The sequence below is a fragment of the Erysipelotrichaceae bacterium 66202529 genome, from assembly GCA_017161075.1.
Taxonomy (GTDB): Bacteria; Bacillota_I; Bacilli_A; order Erysipelotrichales; family Erysipelotrichaceae; genus Clostridium_AQ.
Map to the genome: position 1 here is coordinate 402156 of CP046174.1, position 19377 is coordinate 421532.

Sequence of the window (19377 nt, forward strand, 5' to 3'; positions counted from 1 at the left end):
ATGTCAAAAAAAATTAAAATAGTATTTCTAAATCTACTGTTACTGCTTTCCTGCTTTATTTATTTCGATAGAGGAGAAGTAATTCAAGCAGCCATAAGTAAGAAAGCCGTATGGCTTTCTTACATAGATATAGAAGATATTCTTAAGAATAACTCGAAATCGGAGCTTATTGAGAATTATACTACAATATGTAAAAATATAAAAAAATATGAAGGAAATACAATAATTGTTCAGGTAAGACCCTTCTGTGATGCAATTTATCCTTCAAAATACTATCATTGGTCAAATACAATTTCATCATCTAATATGTCACCGGGATATGATCCTTTGAAAATCATGATAGATATTACACATAAAGAAGGTTTGTCTTTTGAAGCATGGGTTAATCCATATCGCATATCTACAAGTTCTACACAATTAAAAACATTTTCTAAATACTCTCCAATCAAATCGTGGCTTAATTCAAGTAAAGTAATCAAAAACGGGAATAAGGTTATTTTAAATCCTGCGTCTGCAGAGGTACAAGAATACATAGCAAAAGGCATATCAGAGATTGTTAATAATTACGATGTTGATGGTATACACATGGATGATTATTTCTATGTTTCTGGTACATATACAAATACAACTGAGGCACAGAGAAAATCATATGTAAATAGCATGGTAAAAAAGGTCTATACTAGAATTAAGGCCATTGATAAGTCTGTGACTTTCGGCATTAGTCCACAAGGGAATCTGGAAAATTGCCGATCTGCTGGAGCAGATATTGATGAATGGTTGTCAAAAAATGGTTATGTAGATTATTTAATGCCACAGATTTATTGGTCTGATGCATGGGGGAGTAATGGCTCTACCAAGATGTTTAGTAACCGGGTAAATGCTTGGAATAAGATTTGGAAAAACAAAAATATAAAAATCTATGCTGGTCTAGCATTATATAAAGTTGCTAGTAAGCCAAGTGATGATATAGGGTGGATGAAAGCCAATAATAATCTGGAAAATCAAATAAACATTATAAATAAAAATGATTGGTCAGGATACAGTTTGTTTCAGTATAGTGATTTATTAAAAAACAATACCCAGAAGGAATTAGAAAACATCGTTAAATCGCCTATTAAAATGACCGCATCAAAGAATCTAATTTTGTACCAGAGTTTTACTCCAACAGTTACATCATTAAATTCTACTCTTTCATGGAAGTCAAGCAAAGAGTCAGTTGCAACTGTGGATAGATATGGTAAGGTCACTGCTAAAGGTGTCGGAAGCGCTGATATCACAGCAACAACATCTGGTGGAAAGAAAGCAACGTGTCATGTGACAGTGAAACCTGTATCTATTAGTATATCAACAAATAACTCTAATTATTATAAAGGATTTACATATCAATTAGATGCGAAGTCTAATAACGGTTCCAAAGTAACTTGGAAAAGCTCTAATCCAAGTATTGCAAGCATAACTTCCTCTGGGAAATTAGCAACTAAAAAATCTGGTAAATTAACACTGACAGCTTTAATTGCTGGAACTCAGAAGAATTTAGTGATTTATATTAAGGAGCCGGTACTAAAGTTAAACAAAGCCAGTGCTTCCATTTATAAAGGATATTCTACAACTCTGAAAGCCTCAGTAGAACCTCAAGGGAAAGTCACCTGGAAAAGCAGTAATAATAAAATTGTAACTGTTAATAAGAATGGTCAAGTAAAAGGAATAAAACCTGGAGTTGTTACTGTGACTGCCTCTTACTCAGGAAAAAAGCAATCATGTAAAATTACTGTAAAAGACACTTCAATTCAGTTAAATAAAAAAAGTATATCTGTTTATAAAGGGAAAAAGACTTCCTTGAAAGCAACCACAAATCCAGCGGGTGCTAAGGTAACATGGACATCTGGAAATAAGAAGATTGCTACTGTTAATGGTAAAGGGACTATAACTGGCAAAAAAGCAGGAAAAGTTAGTATCTACGCATCATTCAATGGTAAAAAGGTAAAATGTATAATTACAGTAAAAAATCCATATATAAAATCAAATAAAACAACTATTAAAGTGAAAGTAAAAAAAGCTCATACTATAAAAGCGACAGCGTATCCATCTTCCAAAATTAAATGGTCAACTAGTAATAAGAAGATTGCAACAATTTCTAATGCAGGCAAAGTGACAGGAAAGAAAAAAGGAACGACCTACGTATATGCAAAGGCAAATGGTATAACCAAAAAGATAAAAGTAATTGTAATTTAAGCTGTTTATAAAGGAGCTGCAACGAATAATCAAAGAATATTGGCTATTCGTTACAGCTCCCTTTTTCTTTGTGTATTAGCATAAATTTTATTATATCTTTTAGTGATTTTTGGGTCTTTCTCAGATTATATATTAAAGATAAGCAATTAAATTTACAATTTATGAATAGGTGTTTTATTGGTTTTTACGACAGCTTACTCATCACAGCTCATTTTTGCGTGATATATATGTGATAATGGGATAGAATTTCAATTAAAAAGGTGTATAATTGAAATGAAAGCGAGGGAATACGATATGAAAAAATTTTTAACATGCTTATGTTTGATGTGCTGCTTACTAATGATCTCAACAACGACTGTGCTGCCAAGCTTTGGTATTGGGTTGACGGAAGTTAAAGCAGCTGCAAAACCGGTATTAAGCAGGAATAATGCAACAATGATTAAAGGGAACAGCTTAACACTGAAAGTCAAAAATAATAAAAAGAAGGTGTCTTGGAGTTCGTCAAATAAAAAAGTAGTTACTGTGTCTTCAAAAGGTGTAGTGAAAGCCATAGGAAAAGGAAATGCAAACGTGACTGCTAAGATTTCAGGGAAAAAATATGTATGCAAAATAAAAGTAGAGACTCCAAGTATCAGTGTCAAGTCTCTATCCTTATATAAAAATAAAACAGCAAAGCTCACTGTAAAAGGGAATAGTCAAAAAGTGAAATGGAGTTCTTCCAATACTAAAATAGCAAAGGTCTCAACAAATGGAGTAGTAACTGGGGTAAAAGCTGGTAAAGCTGTTATCACTGCTTCTGTAAGCAATAAAAAATATAAGAGTACAATAACAGTAAAAAATCCAAACTTGCAATTAAACGTAACGAGCGTTAGTATAATAAAAGGGAAAACTTATAAAGTAACAGGTACGGCAACACCTAAAGCTACTATCACATGGAAAACATCTAATGCTTCTGTAGCTACAGTAAATAGTGCAGGAGTTATGACAGGGAAAAAGGTGGGAACGGCAACAATAAGTGCAAAAGCTAATGGTATTACTAAAACCGTAAAAGTAACTGTTAAAAATCCACCAGTTAAATATTATGGGGAAGGTATGTACAAAGTTGGCAAAGATATACCTGCAGGGGAATATGTATTATACGCTTCAGATGGCTTAGGTTATTTCAGTGTTAATAAAAACGCAAGTGGATCTTTTGATGCGATTATTACAAATGAGATTTTTCAAACTAATTCCATAATTACAGTAACAAATGGCCAGTATTTGGAAATGAGCAGGTGCAAGGCAGCCAAAGCTTCTGCTGTAAAAGTTAATACAAGCGGAGAAGGGATGTTTCGTGTCGGTGTTGATATAGCACCAGGAACATATCAATTAATCGCGACCAGATCCCCCTATGGGTATGTTGAAGTATCCTCAAATTCTTTACATAAAATGGATAGTATTGTAATGAATGATAATTTTCCAAAGAATAAATATATTGAAGTGAAAAAGGGACAATATTTAACGTTATCAGGATGTAAAATAAAAAAATAATGCCCATTTAGAATATCGCTAATTAATATGTAATCTTATAAACACATACTAAATTTGCACCTTTTAAAATATAAATCTGAAATGATCTAATAAAAAGGGAGGATAACGATGAAGTTCATAAAAAAAATAATAATATTATTAATAATATTTTGCGTTAGTTTACCTTTTATGACAAGTAATATTATAGCTGTGTCTCAGCCTAATTGGGATAATAGTAGCTATTATGGAGGAGGTAATCCCCTGAATGCAAATTATAAATATCAATGCACATGGTATGTATGGGGACGTACTAAGGAACTTACAGGTATTAGTTTATCAGCAAGGACAAGTGAATATGTATATTCTTCAGTAACGGGTGGATATAGCAGCTCACCTTCTACAAATTCGATAGCTGTATACTTTAATAATTCTGGACAAATTACTCATGTAGCCTATATAGAGAGCTATGATGGCTATAATGTAACATATAGCGAAGGAAATAATACCTATTATGGTGTTGGCCCTCAGAAATATTATAGTACAACTAGAGATATTTATTCATTTGAACGAGATACAATACACTACTCTAATTCGTCATATGTAAAATATGTTCCACTCAAGCATAATATTCAAAAACCGAATGCACCATCAAATTTAAGCATAAGTACTAATATGACAAACATTACTGCTAATTGGCAGCCATCATCAAGTGCAACTACATATACTGTAAAGATTTATAATCACTATACTTGTTCAGGAAATGATATCGTCTTTAATCGTGATGTAGGTAATGTAACTTCTGCATCCTTTAAGTTAAATCCTGGACATTATTGGGGATTCGTTCATGCCTGGAATGAAGCGGGGCAGAGTGAAGGTTCTAATTGCGTTGAATTTGAAGTAGTTGATAAAATTTCATCACCTATACCAGCAGCTGTAAAAGGATACTCAGGCTTATATAATGGAAAATCACATACAATAAGTATAAGTAATCTGCCAGAGGGTTCTACAGCATATTATAGGACAAATACTAATGCAAGTTGGTCACGTACTAAGCCTGCAAGGACAAGTGCTGGCACTACTACAGTATATTATAAAATCACGAACAGTAAATATGCGAATGATTTAAAAGGCAGCAGTAAAATAGTTATTAAAAAAGCGATGCAGTCCGCAAGTGTTAAATCACATAGCGGCACATACGATGGGAATGCCAAAACAATAAGCTTAACAAATGTATCTCCAGGGTCAAAAATTTATTATCGTACGAGTACAAAAGGAAATTGGACGACCAAAAAGCCAACCAGAACAAGTGCAGGTACAACAAAAGTATATTATAAAATTGTAAATAGTAACTGCACAAGTACAAAAACAGGTACTTCCAATATAGTAATAAAAAAGGCAGCCCAAAAAGCATCTGTGAAAAGTTATAATGGTACATATGATGGTAAAGCAAAGTCAATAAAAATATCTGGTGCTGTATCAGGCTCAAAGATTTATTATCGTACGAGCAGCAACGGAAAGTGGGTTACAAAAAAACCGACAAGAACAAGTGCAGGGACAACAAAAGTATATTACAAGATTACAAACAGTAACTGCATAAGTACAAAAACAGGAAGTGCTAACATAACTATAAAAAAGGCGACACAGAAAGCATCAGTAAAGGGCTATTCTGGCACTTATAATGGAAAAGCAAAGACAATAAAAGTAACGAATGTAACTCCAGGCTCTAAAGTATATTATCGCACGAGCAATAACGGAAAGTGGCTTACAAATAAACCAACCAGAACAAGTGCAGGCACAACAAAAGTATATTACAAGATTACAAACAGTAACTGCGTAAGTACAAAAACAGGAAGTGCTAGCATAACAGTAAAAAAGGCAACACAGAAAGCTACAGTTAAATCATATAACGGCATATATGATGGTAAGAAACATTCTATAACTATATCAAATGTAGCAGCAGGTTCAAAGATATATTATAGAACAAGTTCAAAGGGAAAATGGTCAACTACAAAGCCATATAGGACAAGCAATGGTAAAACAAATGTTTATTATAAAATCAAAAAGAGTAATTATAACGATGTGACAGGCCTTGTTCAAATAACGATTACTTCTAAGCTAAGTATTAATAAAACACTTGTAACACTTGACGCTCCGAATAATATAACGTTAAAAGCTACTGTACTTTCTTCAAAAAGCTCTGATAGGATTATAAAATGGAGCAGTAGCAATACTTCAGTAGCAGCGGTGAACTCATCAGGGAAGGTGACTGCAAAGAATGCAGGAACAGCGGTTATTACAGCAAAAGCAGGTAATGGTCAATTAGTAAAGTGTACCATTAGAGTGAATCAGAAAAACGCTTATATACCAAATGGACTTTATACTTTTGCATCCTCTGATCAGAAATTTGCATTAAGTGTACCCGCAAGTGATGCTACAAGCGGAAGACGTTTAAATGTATGGGAAACCTATGGTGGTAATGACCAGAATTGGTATCTATATAATATCGGAAATAACAAATTCATATTACAGTCAAATTTAAATAGAAGCCTTGTAATGGATGTAGTTCATATGGATCCTAATAATATATATACTGCAGATGAAACAGGAAATTCGAATGAAGGAAAAGTAGGGTTATTTACATATACAGATCCTAGAGCTCAGGAATGGGTCGCTACAAAATACTATGATGGCAGAGTTATTTTACGTTTAGCAAGTAAACAGCAGTATATACTGGCAAGAGGTGGGAACAGTGATACGAATGGAAATACAGTGTATATATTCAACGGGAATCCTTGGAATCAAACATATTGGAACCTTATCAAAAGGTAAGTGTTATTCAAAAAATAAGTAACCTATGAAAATGTGATAATGTATTTATTTACAGTAAAGTTTTTCCTAAGCTAAGATGAAAAAGAATCTAAATTATAAGGTTTGCAAAAAGACTGTGAAAATGTTTAAAATGTACCCTGTAAAACGGACACCAGAAAAAGACTAACAAAGGTCAATCTGGTATCTCGTTTTACGGGGTCTTTTTTGATATACTAAATGAAAGGAGTTGAGATGATGGGAAAGAATCATTTTACAAAAGAACAAATTGAACGATTAAAAAAAATCCGTATGTAAAACATGTCAGTGAAAAAGCAATAACATATACAGAAGCGTTTCGTGAAGATTTTTACATACGCATCAAGAAAATCCATTTCCATCAAAAATTTTATTGGAAATGGGATTTGATCCCTATGTTTTAGGAGAATCAAGGATTTATAATATATCAAAGCGAGTAAAAGCGCAGGCATCCAGATCAAAAGGATTTAAGGATACACGCGAAGAAATGTCAGGGAGACCCCGTCGTAAGGAAAGGACAAACGATGAAGAGATAGCTTATTTGAAGCATCAGGTTGAATATCAACGGCAACAGATAGAAGCATTAAAAAAAATCAATTTCATCGACAAGACGGCGGCATGGAAACAAATACAGCAAGAGAAAAATACAAAATCATCCAAGAAATGACAGAACGAGATAACAATCTACTGAATATCAGCTGGCTGTGTGAAATATCTGGTGTATCGAGGTCAGGATATTATAACTGGATGAAAAAAGACAATTCAAAAATTGATGAACGTGATAAACGGGATCAAGCAGACTTTGATCTAATTCTGAATGCTTATAAACATAGGGGATATGACAAGGGTGCAAGGTCTATTTATATGCGTTTATTTCACGAAGGAATCGTTATAAACAAAAAGAAGATACGTAGATTGATGAAAAAATACAATCTCAAGTGTCCGATCCGTAAGGCAAATCCATACAGGAGGATGGCAAAGGCAATCAAAACAGACAGTATTGCGAAAAATATGGTGGATCGTGATTTTCGTCAGGAACCGAGAAAAGTGATTCTTACCGACATCACATATTTATTTTATGGAAAAGGTCTAAAAGCGTATCTTTCAGCGATGAAAGACGCATATACGAAACAAATATTATCCTATGCGGTAAGTGAATCTCTAGAAGTGGATTTCGTGCTTGAAACTGTGAATCAGCTGAGAGACATGGGGAAGAAATCAGCAGGATTGAGACGGAGGTTTATATTCACAGCGATCAGGGATGTCATTATACAAGTATACCTTATCGGCAATTATTAAAAGATAAAAGTCTAAGGCAATCCATGTAAGAAAGGGAAACTGCTGGGATAATGCTCCGCAAGAAAGCTTCTTTGGACATATGAAAGACGAAATAAACATCAAGGACTGTAATTCTATCAGTGAGGTTAAAGCAGGCATAGACGATTATATGGATTATTACAATACGGAACGATATCAGTGGGATCTTGCGAAGCTATCCCCAGACGAGTATTATCAGTATAGTATTACAGGAAATTATCCGTTGGACAGAAAAGGCACAGAAGACTAAAAAGCATCTGTGCCATATTGTTCTCTTGAATAAACATAATAATTTAAACGATCCTCATCAAGATCTTTTTGTGACATTTTTGAAGAGAATAGGTCATTTTCAAATTGAAGCAACTGCCTTGAACGACTTTCACATTCGCATTCAAGCCAGAAAGTATATTCTCTTGCGGTGATGAAGTTCTTTCCATCAAAGCAGTCCTGCTTAGATTTACCAAACAAGTGTTCAAGATCATGAAGTACACAACTAAGTAGATCAATCAAAACAGGATCATCGATGGATTGAGCTAATTGCTCAGTATTCCAAAAATCATCGCTGAAATCCGAAAGCTCCAAACTGATACCTAATTGTGGTAATGATAGCCAATTATAATGAGTACCTTTACCAAGAAATCCAATAAGATTATATCCATTACTTGATAGCATAAACTCTTTTACTTCTACATTGCCTATAGACTTTAATTCATAACTGTTCATGTTCATATACATGCACCTCCATGATTCAAAGATAATATATCCCTTTTTTATTTTACACTGGTTTTTTTATCTTTGTCCTTGACAGAGGGTACACTTTAGTTAGAAATTGAACATACACTGTCTTTTTTTGTTTTTACTCGCTTATAGGTATAACCAGAAAAAGAGGATTCAATTTCTATTAATGAATATAATAGTTTTGAATACTCTTTTTCATAAAAATTGCAGACTAACTAAGAAAGAACTCCGCATTTTCCATATATATATTCCTTTATGAATTTTGTGTAATATAAACGTGATGGAATGCTATAGATAAGCTTGTTTTTCCTTTGCTTAGGTATATAATGATAATGTAAACATAGTTGGATGGGAGAAAATGTATGAGAAACATGAAAATTTTGTTCATAGCTATACTAACATTAAGTATTTCAATTATGAGCATAGTTCCTGCTTATGCGGAAGCAGGAGCTGGTAATGAAAACGAACAAACAGAGCAGCCTTCACTGATGCCGAATGCACAGATGTACATAGGGATACCGCAGAAGCTACAGGTTAAGGGTTTTACGGGATCACTGCAATGGATATCTGAAAATACAGATATCGCCATGGTTGATGCAGATGGTACGGTCCATCCTCTAAAGAGTGGCACAACAGATATCAAAGCTGTTCTTGACAGCGGACAAGCTTTAACCTGTCATGTGAATATTCAAGATGTAATCCTAACGTTAAATACAACGAATATAGGCAGTATATATACAGGAGAGACCAGAACTCTGCAAGCAAGCCTGAAACCTGAGGCAGCTGTAAAATGGTCGTCAAACAATCCTGCAGTAGCTACAGTAAATAAAGGTATAGTGACAGCCCGTGCAGCCGGAACCGCAATCATTTATGCGTCTGCAAACGGGAAAACGGTAAAGTGTTCCATTACAGTCAAGGATAAAACGATATCTGTAGATAGAAAAAAAGCAACGCTATATGAAGAGAATAGGCTTCGATTACATGCATCTGGAGAACCTGCTGGTACAATAACATGGAAGAGTGATAAGCCTGCAATTGCCAGTGTTGATGCATCCGGTCTTGTCGTGGCAAAAGCCCCTGGGACTGCCTGCATCCGTGCTAAATTAAATGGAAAAACAGCAGTCGTTCATATAACGGTGAAGGCTATTCAAGTATCTCTGGATAAGACATCCATAACGCTATACTTAGGATATAAGGATAAATTAAATGTAAGCTACGAACCTTCGGGAACACCATCATGGTCAAGTGAGGATTCCAAGATTGTAAGCGTCGATCAGAACGGTACTCTTACACCGGTATCTGTTGGACAGACAATAGCTCGTGTAAAGGTAAACGGAAAAACTGCAGAAGCAAAAGTCGTCGTAAAACAGCCATTTGTGAAATTTCCTTCCAAAACAAAAACATTGTATAAAGGAGAAACCTATAAGCCTGCCATCACCTATGGCCCAAATCAGGGGACAGCAAAATGGTCAAGCAGTAAAAAATCAGTGGCAAAGGTAAATAGCAAGGGACAGATTACTGCAGTAAAAAAAGGTACTGCTTACATCACTGTAAAAATCAATGGTAAGTCAGCAAAACAGAAGATAACAGTAAAGAATGCAATCACGTTGAAAAAGCCTCAAATAACTTCAGTGAAAAAGGCTTCCAGAGCAAGCCTAAAGATATCATGGAAAAAGGTGTCCGGCGCAAATAAATATTATTTGTACCGCAGTACTACAAAAAAAGGAAAAAAGACTAAGGTTGCTACTGTAAAGGGAACAACCTACACGCATAAATATATAGCAGGCAGACGGTATTACTACCATGTCAAGGCAGCGAGCACAAACAAATACAAATATAAAACCAGCGGCTATTCCGCAGCCAAATATGGAAAATCAGCAGATACGATGACCGTATCAACTCCATACATCAATCAGGTGCAGGGAGGCGCTGTTCAGGGCTGTGAGGGAGCATCCCTGCTTATGGCACTGAAAGCAAAAGGCTATACGAATATGGGTTACAGAGATTTCCTAAATGGGATGCCAACCTCAAAAAATAACCCAAGAGAAGGATTTATTTATTCCATGTTCTCCAATAATCCTACGAATCAGGTACATTGGATTGACACCCCTGCGCTGGCAGCATATGGGAAAAAATTTGGTAAGGTTGAGGATATCAGTGGTGCTTCAATCAGCAAATTGAAATATGAAATCAACCGCAACAGACCGGTCGTCGTATATGTGACGGCAATGTTTAATACACCACAATGGAAAAAGTATTCCTATGGTTCAATTCCAAAAAATTTACATGTAGTAACCCTGGTAGGCTATAACGGCAGAACAGGAAAATATAAGATCAATGATCCATACTTTGGTGTTTTATGGATTAGCAAGGGACAGTTTGAAAATGTCTATAATTCTATGAAAAAAGCAGTTGTTGTTCGATAGTGATTTATAAAGCCTGTATCTGTATGTTGCTGTACATAGATGCAGGCTTTTATGTGCGTATTTCTGATAGTAAAAATAAAAAAAGATATAAAACAAGAATACAGCAAGTAGAATCATCTGTTTTTGGTAGAAATACCGAAAAACGAAATAAGTACTTTTTGAGACTTGTTTTCATTTGTGAGTTGAATGGATAAGCTATAAAATAAGGTTAATCAGCTAAAAAAAAGAGTAACAAATGAAAAGATACATACGAGAGGCGGTATAACGATGTGGTGAGAATTTAATATGTAAATAATCAGAAAAGGCGGTCAATACTAGTGTTTTTCTATTTCGACGCAAATCATTAATCGATGGTTATGACAGCATGCATAATACAGAATATCCCAAATTCATACCGTTTGTCCCAAATATCTTAATAAAAATACTTTTCATGATATGATTCATATAAAGGTTCTCTTATTTGAATGTAGTAGTTTGATACCAGCAAACGTATGCCTTGTTTGTAAAAAGAGATTTGAGTGAAAGTTGTATACACAGTTACAACAGGTGAAAACCATGTTAGAGAAAGGAGATATTGAGACAAACATAAGGATATATTATATAAGACAGGCAAACGTTGATTGACTATGTAAGTTGGAATACAGTCTTGTATGGTTACATACTTCTACAGAATATATAAGATCCCGAGTTTTACTGTGTTAAACAGAAAAGGAAAGGTAAAAAACATGAAATTAGAAACAAAAGAAAATCTAGTGAATCTATTCGGAAATGTTGATTTATTTAATGAGGAATTTCCTGTTATTGCATCCTGTATAAAAGAAAAACCAGAGGATGATTCTGTTTGGTCTAATGAAGAATCCTTGCATCTGGTGTATAATGAAGATGAAGAATGTCTTACTGTCACCGGGATTTTGAATGTTATAGAAAATAATAGATTATTGGCGGTTAACGTATTAATCGAAAATGAAGCAGGGAAGCAATGGACAAAGAAATATGCCCCAATTGGGGAAATATCTATGCAAATTAAGGAAACATTTAAAATCTCCAGCCAGGATGCATGTAGACTTACAGGAAAACTTACATATCTGCAGATACATAATACATCAAAAGAAATACAGCAGCATAATTTAGGGGCTACAAAAACGATGATGTCAGTAAAATCGTCTTCTTATCAATTGACTAATTCTATATGTGGTTTTGATATAAGGCTCTTCCATCCTTGTAAAAGTCTGTCCTATGGAGATGAAATCGTTATTGTTTATGGCGCTCCGGGGGGAAATCAATATGATTATAATTTTAGGAATGGAAGACTGATGATTCCAATTGCCATGGTTTTAAAACTCAAATCAGACTGGAGTACAGTTGATTCTTTTACACTCAAAAGAGTGGAAGCTACAAACCGGTCACAGGGTGCTATAAAATATAACGGAGATCAGATACGTCTTGTAACAGGAGCTACCTGGAATACGATGAGCAATAAAGAAAAAGAAAAGTATCCTGTTTATGGTGAAGTAAAAGACAATGAATTTGTGCTATTGATTGCTTTGGACTGGGGGTATACAATTGCGGAATTCGCTATAAATAAATCAGAGTTTTTGATAAATGCAGATTTTGAATTTATATTAGCTAACAAAAATAAAACTTCTACTTTAAAATCACAGCTTATGCTTCGTAGTGTAAGAGTTCCAAAACCTTATACAGGTGGTGATGAATATGAAATACCATATTTATATCTTATGAATGATTGTGTAAAAAGTGATACAATTGTGGCGATAAAAAGAAATGGGAAAATGAAGAAGGTGAATATATCGGAAGTATTACCTGGAGATTATGTACAGACAAAGAATCAGATGCGGGAAGTACTGTATAATCTGATCGGAAGCACAGATTCTTATGTAGAACTTCAAGTAAACGGAAAGACTCTTTCATTAACAGGAAATCATTCTGTATATACAAAGCAAGGTTGGACTCATGCAAATGAACTTGTTGAACAGGACATGATTTTCATGGAGGATCAGAATTACTATAAAATTGAGAGGCTTCAGTGTGGTAAGAAAGAAATATCTTTAAATTCCCTTGTGATAAAGGATGAGCACGCTTATTATGCGAACGGCTTCTACGTTGGTGATCACAATCTGGTGGTTGCGTCAAAATCAACATTACAGGCACTCCCTTTGAGTAAAGAACTGCGTGAGGAACTGATTGAATTAAAAAAGAAATTCCAGTAAGTTTTTCAGGAAATAGATAGAGCGTTTAAAGAGCTTAAACTATCAGGAATACAGCAAAGCATGCAACAACCTTATTTTTATAAGAAACAGGATTTTCTACACAATTTTTATTATGTAATGGATTGAGAGAATTATATGTTATGATATTAATAGAAGCAAGGATGGTTTCATCTAGAAAGGATAAGAACATGAAAAAAGAACAAACAAGCGTAAAGAACGGTATACAGAACATTTTATTCCCTGTTGAGCACTTGAATATCTCACAAGGGAACAACGGAAGCTATTCACACCAAGGTATCAATGCGTTGGATTTGGCAGGTTATCAAGGCGGCTGCAGTCCGGTGTATGCACCGTTTGATGCTGTCTGTATAGGTATTGATGAACCGAATTTAGGAAATGCAGTCTTCTGGCAATCACAAAAAAAGGTACGTTTTGCGGATGGAACATTAGACTATGCAACGATTATGCTTATGCATGACAATGATTTAACTGGTATTTATATCGGTGCAAAATTTTCGCAGGGAACACAAATTGGTAATGCCGGAACAGCAGGAAGAGCAACAGGGAACCACACACATTTTGAGATTGCAAAAGGTAAATTTACACATAAATATGATCAAAATGGCAGTACCGGTGTGTATCATTTACCGAACTCAATCAGTGCTGACAAATGCTGTTTTATAGATGGGACGGATGTTATAGATGGAAAGGGAATGAAATGGAAACGTTGTGATTAAGATGAAAATCAAAACAAATACAGAGCATTAGCATATGTAGTAACACTTTACACCTTAATATATCAGGATAAAAAAGAGTAACTCAGTTCAAAATGAGCAAGTTACTCTTTTTATCATTTGTTTTTCACTCGTTTTTAAGTAAATCAGTGCAGTATACCGTACGAGCAATATCATTTAATAGAATACATTCTGCATTATTTGAAATCACTGCATGATTGACTAGGCATGATAGATTCAGAATGTAGGGTCTTTTAATTTTAGCGGCAGAATCATAAGGGCGTGAAATGTATAAAAAGCAGAAAATAATTAACATATATTACAGGTGTTGTATTACATGGTGTCCGATTCGCAGATAAAGCTGGTGAAGATAATATTTCCATAACTATATGTTAGGATATTTCATATAAACAAGGAGGTAATAATGAATATGAAAAAAGGACAGAAAAGTGTGAAGGAGGGTATACAGAATGTTTTACTCCCTGTTGAGCACTTGAACATCTCCCAAGGGAATAACGGAAGCTATTCCCATCAAGGGGTTAATGCGTTGGATTTGGCAGGTTATCAAGGCGGCTGCAGTCCGGTGTATGCTCCATTTGATGTAATTTGTGTAGGCGTTGATGGACCGGCTCTAGGAAATGCAGTCTTCTGGCAATCACAAAAAAAGGTTCGTTTTGCGGATGGAACATTAGACTATGCTACGATCATGATTATTCATGATAATGATTTGAGCGGTATTTTTATCGGCGCAAAGTATTCGCAGGGAACACAAATCGGCAATGCAGGAACGGCAGGACAGGCAACAGGGAACCACACACATTTTGAGATTGCAAAGGGTAAATTCTCACATAAATATGATCAAAATAACAGTACCGGTGTGTATCATTTGCCGAACTCAATCAGCGCTGATAAATGCTGCTTTATAGACGGAACGGATATTTTAGACGGAAATGGTATGAAATGGAAGCGTGTTAGCTAAGATTTAATAAGCACATGGATACACGTGTGATAAAAAGGATGTGTAGTTTTCATAAAAATACTGAGCGTCTTGCAGATTATTGAAGATAGCGATTACTGGATTTTTCCAATGATCTACACCTTGTCTGAAATAACTGTGTTTAAAAAGAGAAACATAAATTTATAAAGAAAGGTGAAAATGATATGTTAGAACAAAGAGATTATATAGACTTAGAACATAAGGTTGCTAAATGGATGGAAGAACACCGAGGGCCTTTATCCTATCCGTCTTTTTATGCAGGAAATTTGGAAAAGGAAAATGGAAGCTTTGAAATCTATGTTAAAAAGAATGAGATGTTGCTGGATGCAGATAAAAAAGCTTTATCATGCTTATTTGGAAAAGCATCCTTTATTGAAGTACCATATTCTTTAAATGAATTACATGTTTTCTATGAAATGTTGTGTGAAAAAATTGATAGTCATACATCAATTAATGGATTTTGGATAAGTGAAAAAGAAAATGCTGTTATGATTTCTTATGACGGCAATCTAGAATTATCAAAGCAATCCATTAAAGAACTTGTGACACTTCCTCCTTTTGTAAAGTTTATAGAGGGAAGGATACAAGAAGAATTTACAGTTGCTGCAGGATGTCAAATTACAACTGCTGTAAATGGAGCAAGTGGATCCTGTGGAGTTCCGGCAACGGATTTAGCTACAGGGAATGCTGGCTTCATTAGTGTCTTTCATAATGCACTCCCGGCATTTGCAGCAAATCAAAATGTCTTATTTGGTAATAATGCTGGTCAAGTATGTGGTTCTATCATAAGTTCTCTTCATGGAGGAAATGTTGATGCAGGCTTTGTCCTGGAAAATAATACATTCTCGAGTAGTAATTATACCACTCTGGGAACACATATTACCGGTGTAGACAGATTTCGGTTTATTCACGCAGCTGTTACCCGATACGGAGGAATTACCGGTAATACCAGCGGCAGAATTGTATCCTTCCATTTCTCCTCTGTTTGGCAAGGGACTACCATCCATAATCAATACATGTGTGATTATATTTCAAACCCTGGAGATAGCGGCTCGCCTGTATTATGTGATGGAAAACTGATTTCTCTTCACAGATGTGGAAATGCGGTGCCGGGAATTCATCAGGCTGGCAGTTGTCGTTATGAGGAAATTGCAGCAGCTTTGCATATCGCCTGGGATCCAACAAAATAAAAGCTTTTTACGTATATATTATGTAACAAGAAGCGTGCAAATCAATATTGAACGAATTGCATGCTTTTTATCAATTCCTTTTCCGCTTCAGCTACTAATTTCTCTACCTTTCATGTAGGAGAAGACTGAGAAAGTATATAAATCTAGTGAAAGCACTATGCTTATCGAACAATTCATTTTATATATTTAAAAGCACTGTTTGAAACAAGGCTTATCTCTTTTTGTATTAGCTCCCAAAAATATAATATAGCAGATGCAGAAAATCTAAAATTTGTAATGTTAGGGTGTCGAATTGTAATAACGAACATTGTTTTATATAAAATTTTAAAACTACATTTATAATTACCTCGATAAGAAAATTATATATGAAATATGAAGAAACGAGAATATGCTCCACAGTAGAAGGTAAAGAATATGGCAGAAAAAACGAATATAGCATTTCAGACACAATTTCATATTATGCATGAACCATTCACAGCAAGCATTGGTATCTCTGAAAAAGGTATGTGCATGGGAGCCGAATGGAACAATGAACTTCAACATACGCTTTGTCTAAGTGACTTAATATCCGGCCTTTCTATAACACTTCCTGCATTTCTGGATTTGCAGATTCGTTTACAAAGCATAAAAATTATCTATCAGGCAGATGGTCGTATTTTATACTTAAATATGATGATGAAAAATGGAAGAGGATTGCAATTAGCTGCCAATTTATCAAGACAGATGTATAGCTGCAGGATGAACACAACGTATACGTTTCATTTTATGGAATTGCCGTTCGTAGGAAATTATTTTCAAGCATCAGAAGGTTTTACATTATCTTATGTTCAGGCAACGTACGGAAAAAAAGACGGAATAGAGTTTGCCTATGAACTGGCAGTAAATCTGCTTGGTTTTATCAAGACATTTGGTGAATTGAGTCAGGCAGAGCCCTCGGAAGCATTGGCAGTATATGAGACTGAGAACACTCCTGTAAAAGACGCTGGGGTATCCACGATTAAATGGATGGAGTTGAAAAAAAGAATCGGTCCGGTGTATCTCAGTAGAATTGCAGCACAGTTTAAAGAATCACAAATTATGATTCTGCTTGATGCGAGCTTTACCATTTCAATTATAACACTCAGTTTTATTGAATTATACATAGCAGTTGATATTGCAAAAGGATTTTCCTTTACATATGGACTAAAAGGATTACTCATTACAGTACAAAAGCCGCCTCTGTATATCTCTGGGGGACTTTATATCGCAGAACCTGGAAGATTATATAATGGAGAAGTTGAAGTACGTTATGAGAAGTTCTCATTCCTGGCGTTGGGATCTTATGGTATTACTGAAGATAAGAAAACCTCTGTATTCATCTATCTCATGCTGGATTATGCCTTTGGGGGTCCGCCATGTTTTTATATAACCGGGCTGGTTGCCGGCTTTGGTCTGAACAGAAAGCTGAATCTACCAACACTAAAGCATGTAGAGGAATTCCCGTTTGTAGCAGCAGCTATGGGAAAAAGTAAAACACTGAAGCCCAAGAGCGACCCTGCCGCTGTGCTTTCTGAACTGAGCGATTATGTGGAACCACAGGATGGAGTTGACTTTATTACTGCCGGAATAAAGTTTACGTCATTTGGTATGGTGGAGAGCATACTGGTCGCAAGCGTTGAATTTGGAGCACGAACAGAAATATCCCTATTGGGATTATCTGAACTGACCTTACCACCAAAGGCGAGAGATCCGATTGTCTATGGATGCCTGGCTTTGCGTGCAGTGTTTGCACCGGACGACGGGATTTTGCAGATTGAGGGTGCATTAACGAACGATGCGTATCTGTTTACGAAAGACTGCCATCTGCGGGGTGGTTTCGCTTTTTACTCCTGGTTCAAGGGAGAACATAGCGGTGATTTTGTTATCAGTATTGGAGGTTATCACCATAACTATCATCGCCCTGCGCATTATCCTGCAGTAGAGAGAATCAATATCAGTTGGGATATCGCAAAAGGACTGACGCTGAAAGGAGAAGCATATTGCGCATTGACACCCAATTGCATCATGGCGGGTGGAAAATTAGATTTAGATTATGTGAACGGTAAACTGAAAGCATGGTGTCATGCTGTTGCGGATTTCCTGATTGAATGGAAACCGTTCCATTATGATATTGAAATCGGGGTATCAGTCGGCGCATCTTACCGTATCGATTTTTGCTTTATCCATAAAACATTTAAAGTGGAGCTAGGGGCTCATCTGCACTTATGGGGTCCTGAGTTTGCAGGTCTTGTCAAAATAAAATGGTATATTATATCTTTTTCAATCCATTTTGGCAACAGCTCTACAAAATTACCAAATCGTCTCAGCTGGACAGAATTTGCACAGGGATTTCTACCTGATTACAGTGGGGGTATAACTGGTTCTTCCATGCATCATGAAATCCTTACCAGATTCTTAATAATACGGGGAAAGATGAATGAACGAAAAATCTTCTTCCCAGGGAAACATCAACAGGTACCGGTCTATGATTTGAATGCTACAGATTTTCAACTAACTGTAGAATCTGCTTTGCCCTGTGCAAAAATCTTTCTGAAAGATACATTATGTTATCAGGATAAGAACACATACGGTATTCTGCCAATGGGAGTAAAGAATCTTCAAACAGTACTTGCAGTTAAAGTCGTTCGTGTAAATAGTGTTCATAACAGTTTGCAAACTTGCCCTGTAAATTTAAAGCAGGAATTATTCACACAGCATATCCCTGGAGCATTATGGCGTACATATCAGCCTGCAATGGGAGATGAAATGATCAAGGATGCACATATGGGAATCACCTTGTATTCAACCATTCATCAGGGGAGCGTGTTACCGGGAAATGACAGCTGGTATTCTTTAATGCAGCTGCAAAAAAATGAAGAATATCTGAACCCTCTTCATGCTCGATGGAACGTTATCGTTGAACCGGAGAAAACAGATAAAAACATGCCGGTAAATGAAATTATAAAAACCTTAAAGAAATCAATACGCAGGGAGCAGTGGCTGTCACAGCTGACATCATATCATGTTCGTTGCGAACGTGAAATCGATATAGATAATTTTGCGGACAATTTACAAAAGCTTATGCTGTGTCCTTTGGTGATCTATCGTATCGGTGCTGATAAAGAAATTATTTAGGAGGTGTTA

Annotated in this window: 13 protein-coding genes; 12 read left to right on the top strand and 1 reads right to left on the bottom strand. The window is 35.6% G+C overall.

Going from position 1 to position 19377, the window contains the following annotated elements; genetic code table 11:
• The 6 genes from GKZ87_01860 to GKZ87_01885 all read left to right on the top strand — a co-directional run bounded on the left by GKZ87_01860 (position 1) and on the right by GKZ87_01885 (position 8152).
• Positions 1 to 2232 (top strand): family 10 glycosylhydrolase, encoded by a 2232-nt coding sequence (locus GKZ87_01860; GenBank protein ID QSI24335.1) that lies wholly within the window; start codon positions 1 to 3, stop codon positions 2230 to 2232.
• Positions 2233 to 2505: 273 nt separating this feature from the next.
• Complete coding sequence (locus GKZ87_01865; GenBank protein QSI24336.1) at positions 2506 to 3762, top strand: hypothetical protein; 1257 nt, start codon at positions 2506 to 2508, stop codon at positions 3760 to 3762.
• Between the two features lie 108 nt (positions 3763 to 3870).
• Positions 3871 to 6570, top strand: a complete 2700-nt coding sequence (locus GKZ87_01870; GenBank protein ID QSI24337.1) for a CHAP domain-containing protein — start codon at positions 3871 to 3873, stop codon at positions 6568 to 6570.
• Positions 6571 to 6964: 394 nt separating this feature from the next.
• Positions 6965 to 7252: a hypothetical protein gene (locus GKZ87_01875; protein QSI24338.1), complete on the top strand. Its 288-nt coding sequence runs from the start codon at positions 6965 to 6967 to the stop codon at positions 7250 to 7252.
• Complete coding sequence (locus GKZ87_01880; protein QSI24339.1) at positions 7204 to 7884, top strand: IS3 family transposase; 681 nt, start codon at positions 7204 to 7206, stop codon at positions 7882 to 7884. The genes GKZ87_01875 and GKZ87_01880 overlap by 49 nt, the downstream gene beginning before the upstream one ends.
• Before the next feature lie 19 nt (positions 7885 to 7903).
• Positions 7904 to 8152 (top strand): IS3 family transposase, encoded by a 249-nt coding sequence (locus GKZ87_01885; protein QSI24340.1) that lies wholly within the window; start codon positions 7904 to 7906, stop codon positions 8150 to 8152.
• On the opposite strand, the gene GKZ87_01890 is transcribed toward GKZ87_01885, so the two are convergent.
• Positions 8149 to 8631: a hypothetical protein gene (locus tag GKZ87_01890; GenBank protein ID QSI24341.1), complete on the bottom strand. Its 483-nt coding sequence runs from the start codon at positions 8629 to 8631 to the stop codon at positions 8149 to 8151. The two genes, GKZ87_01885 and GKZ87_01890, sit on opposite strands and share 4 nt — an antisense overlap.
• Positions 8632 to 9002: 371 nt before the next feature.
• Here GKZ87_01890 and GKZ87_01895 point away from each other — a divergent pair, with 371 nt between their 5' ends.
• The 6 genes from GKZ87_01895 to GKZ87_01920 all read left to right on the top strand — a co-directional run bounded on the left by GKZ87_01895 (position 9003) and on the right by GKZ87_01920 (position 19368).
• Positions 9003 to 11066, top strand: coding sequence for a hypothetical protein (locus GKZ87_01895; protein QSI24342.1), 2064 nt, complete (start codon positions 9003 to 9005; stop codon positions 11064 to 11066).
• A gap of 725 nt (positions 11067 to 11791) precedes the next feature.
• Positions 11792 to 13294, top strand: coding sequence for a hypothetical protein (locus GKZ87_01900; GenBank protein ID QSI24343.1), 1503 nt, complete (start codon positions 11792 to 11794; stop codon positions 13292 to 13294).
• Positions 13295 to 13482: 188 nt separating this feature from the next.
• Complete coding sequence (locus GKZ87_01905) at positions 13483 to 14031, top strand: peptidoglycan DD-metalloendopeptidase family protein (protein ID QSI24344.1); 549 nt, start codon at positions 13483 to 13485, stop codon at positions 14029 to 14031.
• Between the two features lie 427 nt (positions 14032 to 14458).
• Positions 14459 to 15007 (top strand): peptidoglycan DD-metalloendopeptidase family protein, encoded by a 549-nt coding sequence (locus GKZ87_01910; GenBank protein ID QSI27851.1) that lies wholly within the window; start codon positions 14459 to 14461, stop codon positions 15005 to 15007.
• A gap of 182 nt (positions 15008 to 15189) precedes the next feature.
• Positions 15190 to 16215, top strand: a complete 1026-nt coding sequence (locus GKZ87_01915) for a hypothetical protein (GenBank protein ID QSI24345.1) — start codon at positions 15190 to 15192, stop codon at positions 16213 to 16215.
• 414 nt (positions 16216 to 16629) lie between these two features.
• The gene (locus GKZ87_01920; protein QSI24346.1) at positions 16630 to 19368 is read left to right on the top strand and encodes a hypothetical protein; all 2739 of its coding nucleotides are present in this window, start codon (positions 16630 to 16632) and stop codon (positions 19366 to 19368) included.
• Positions 19369 to 19377 lie beyond the last annotated feature (9 nt).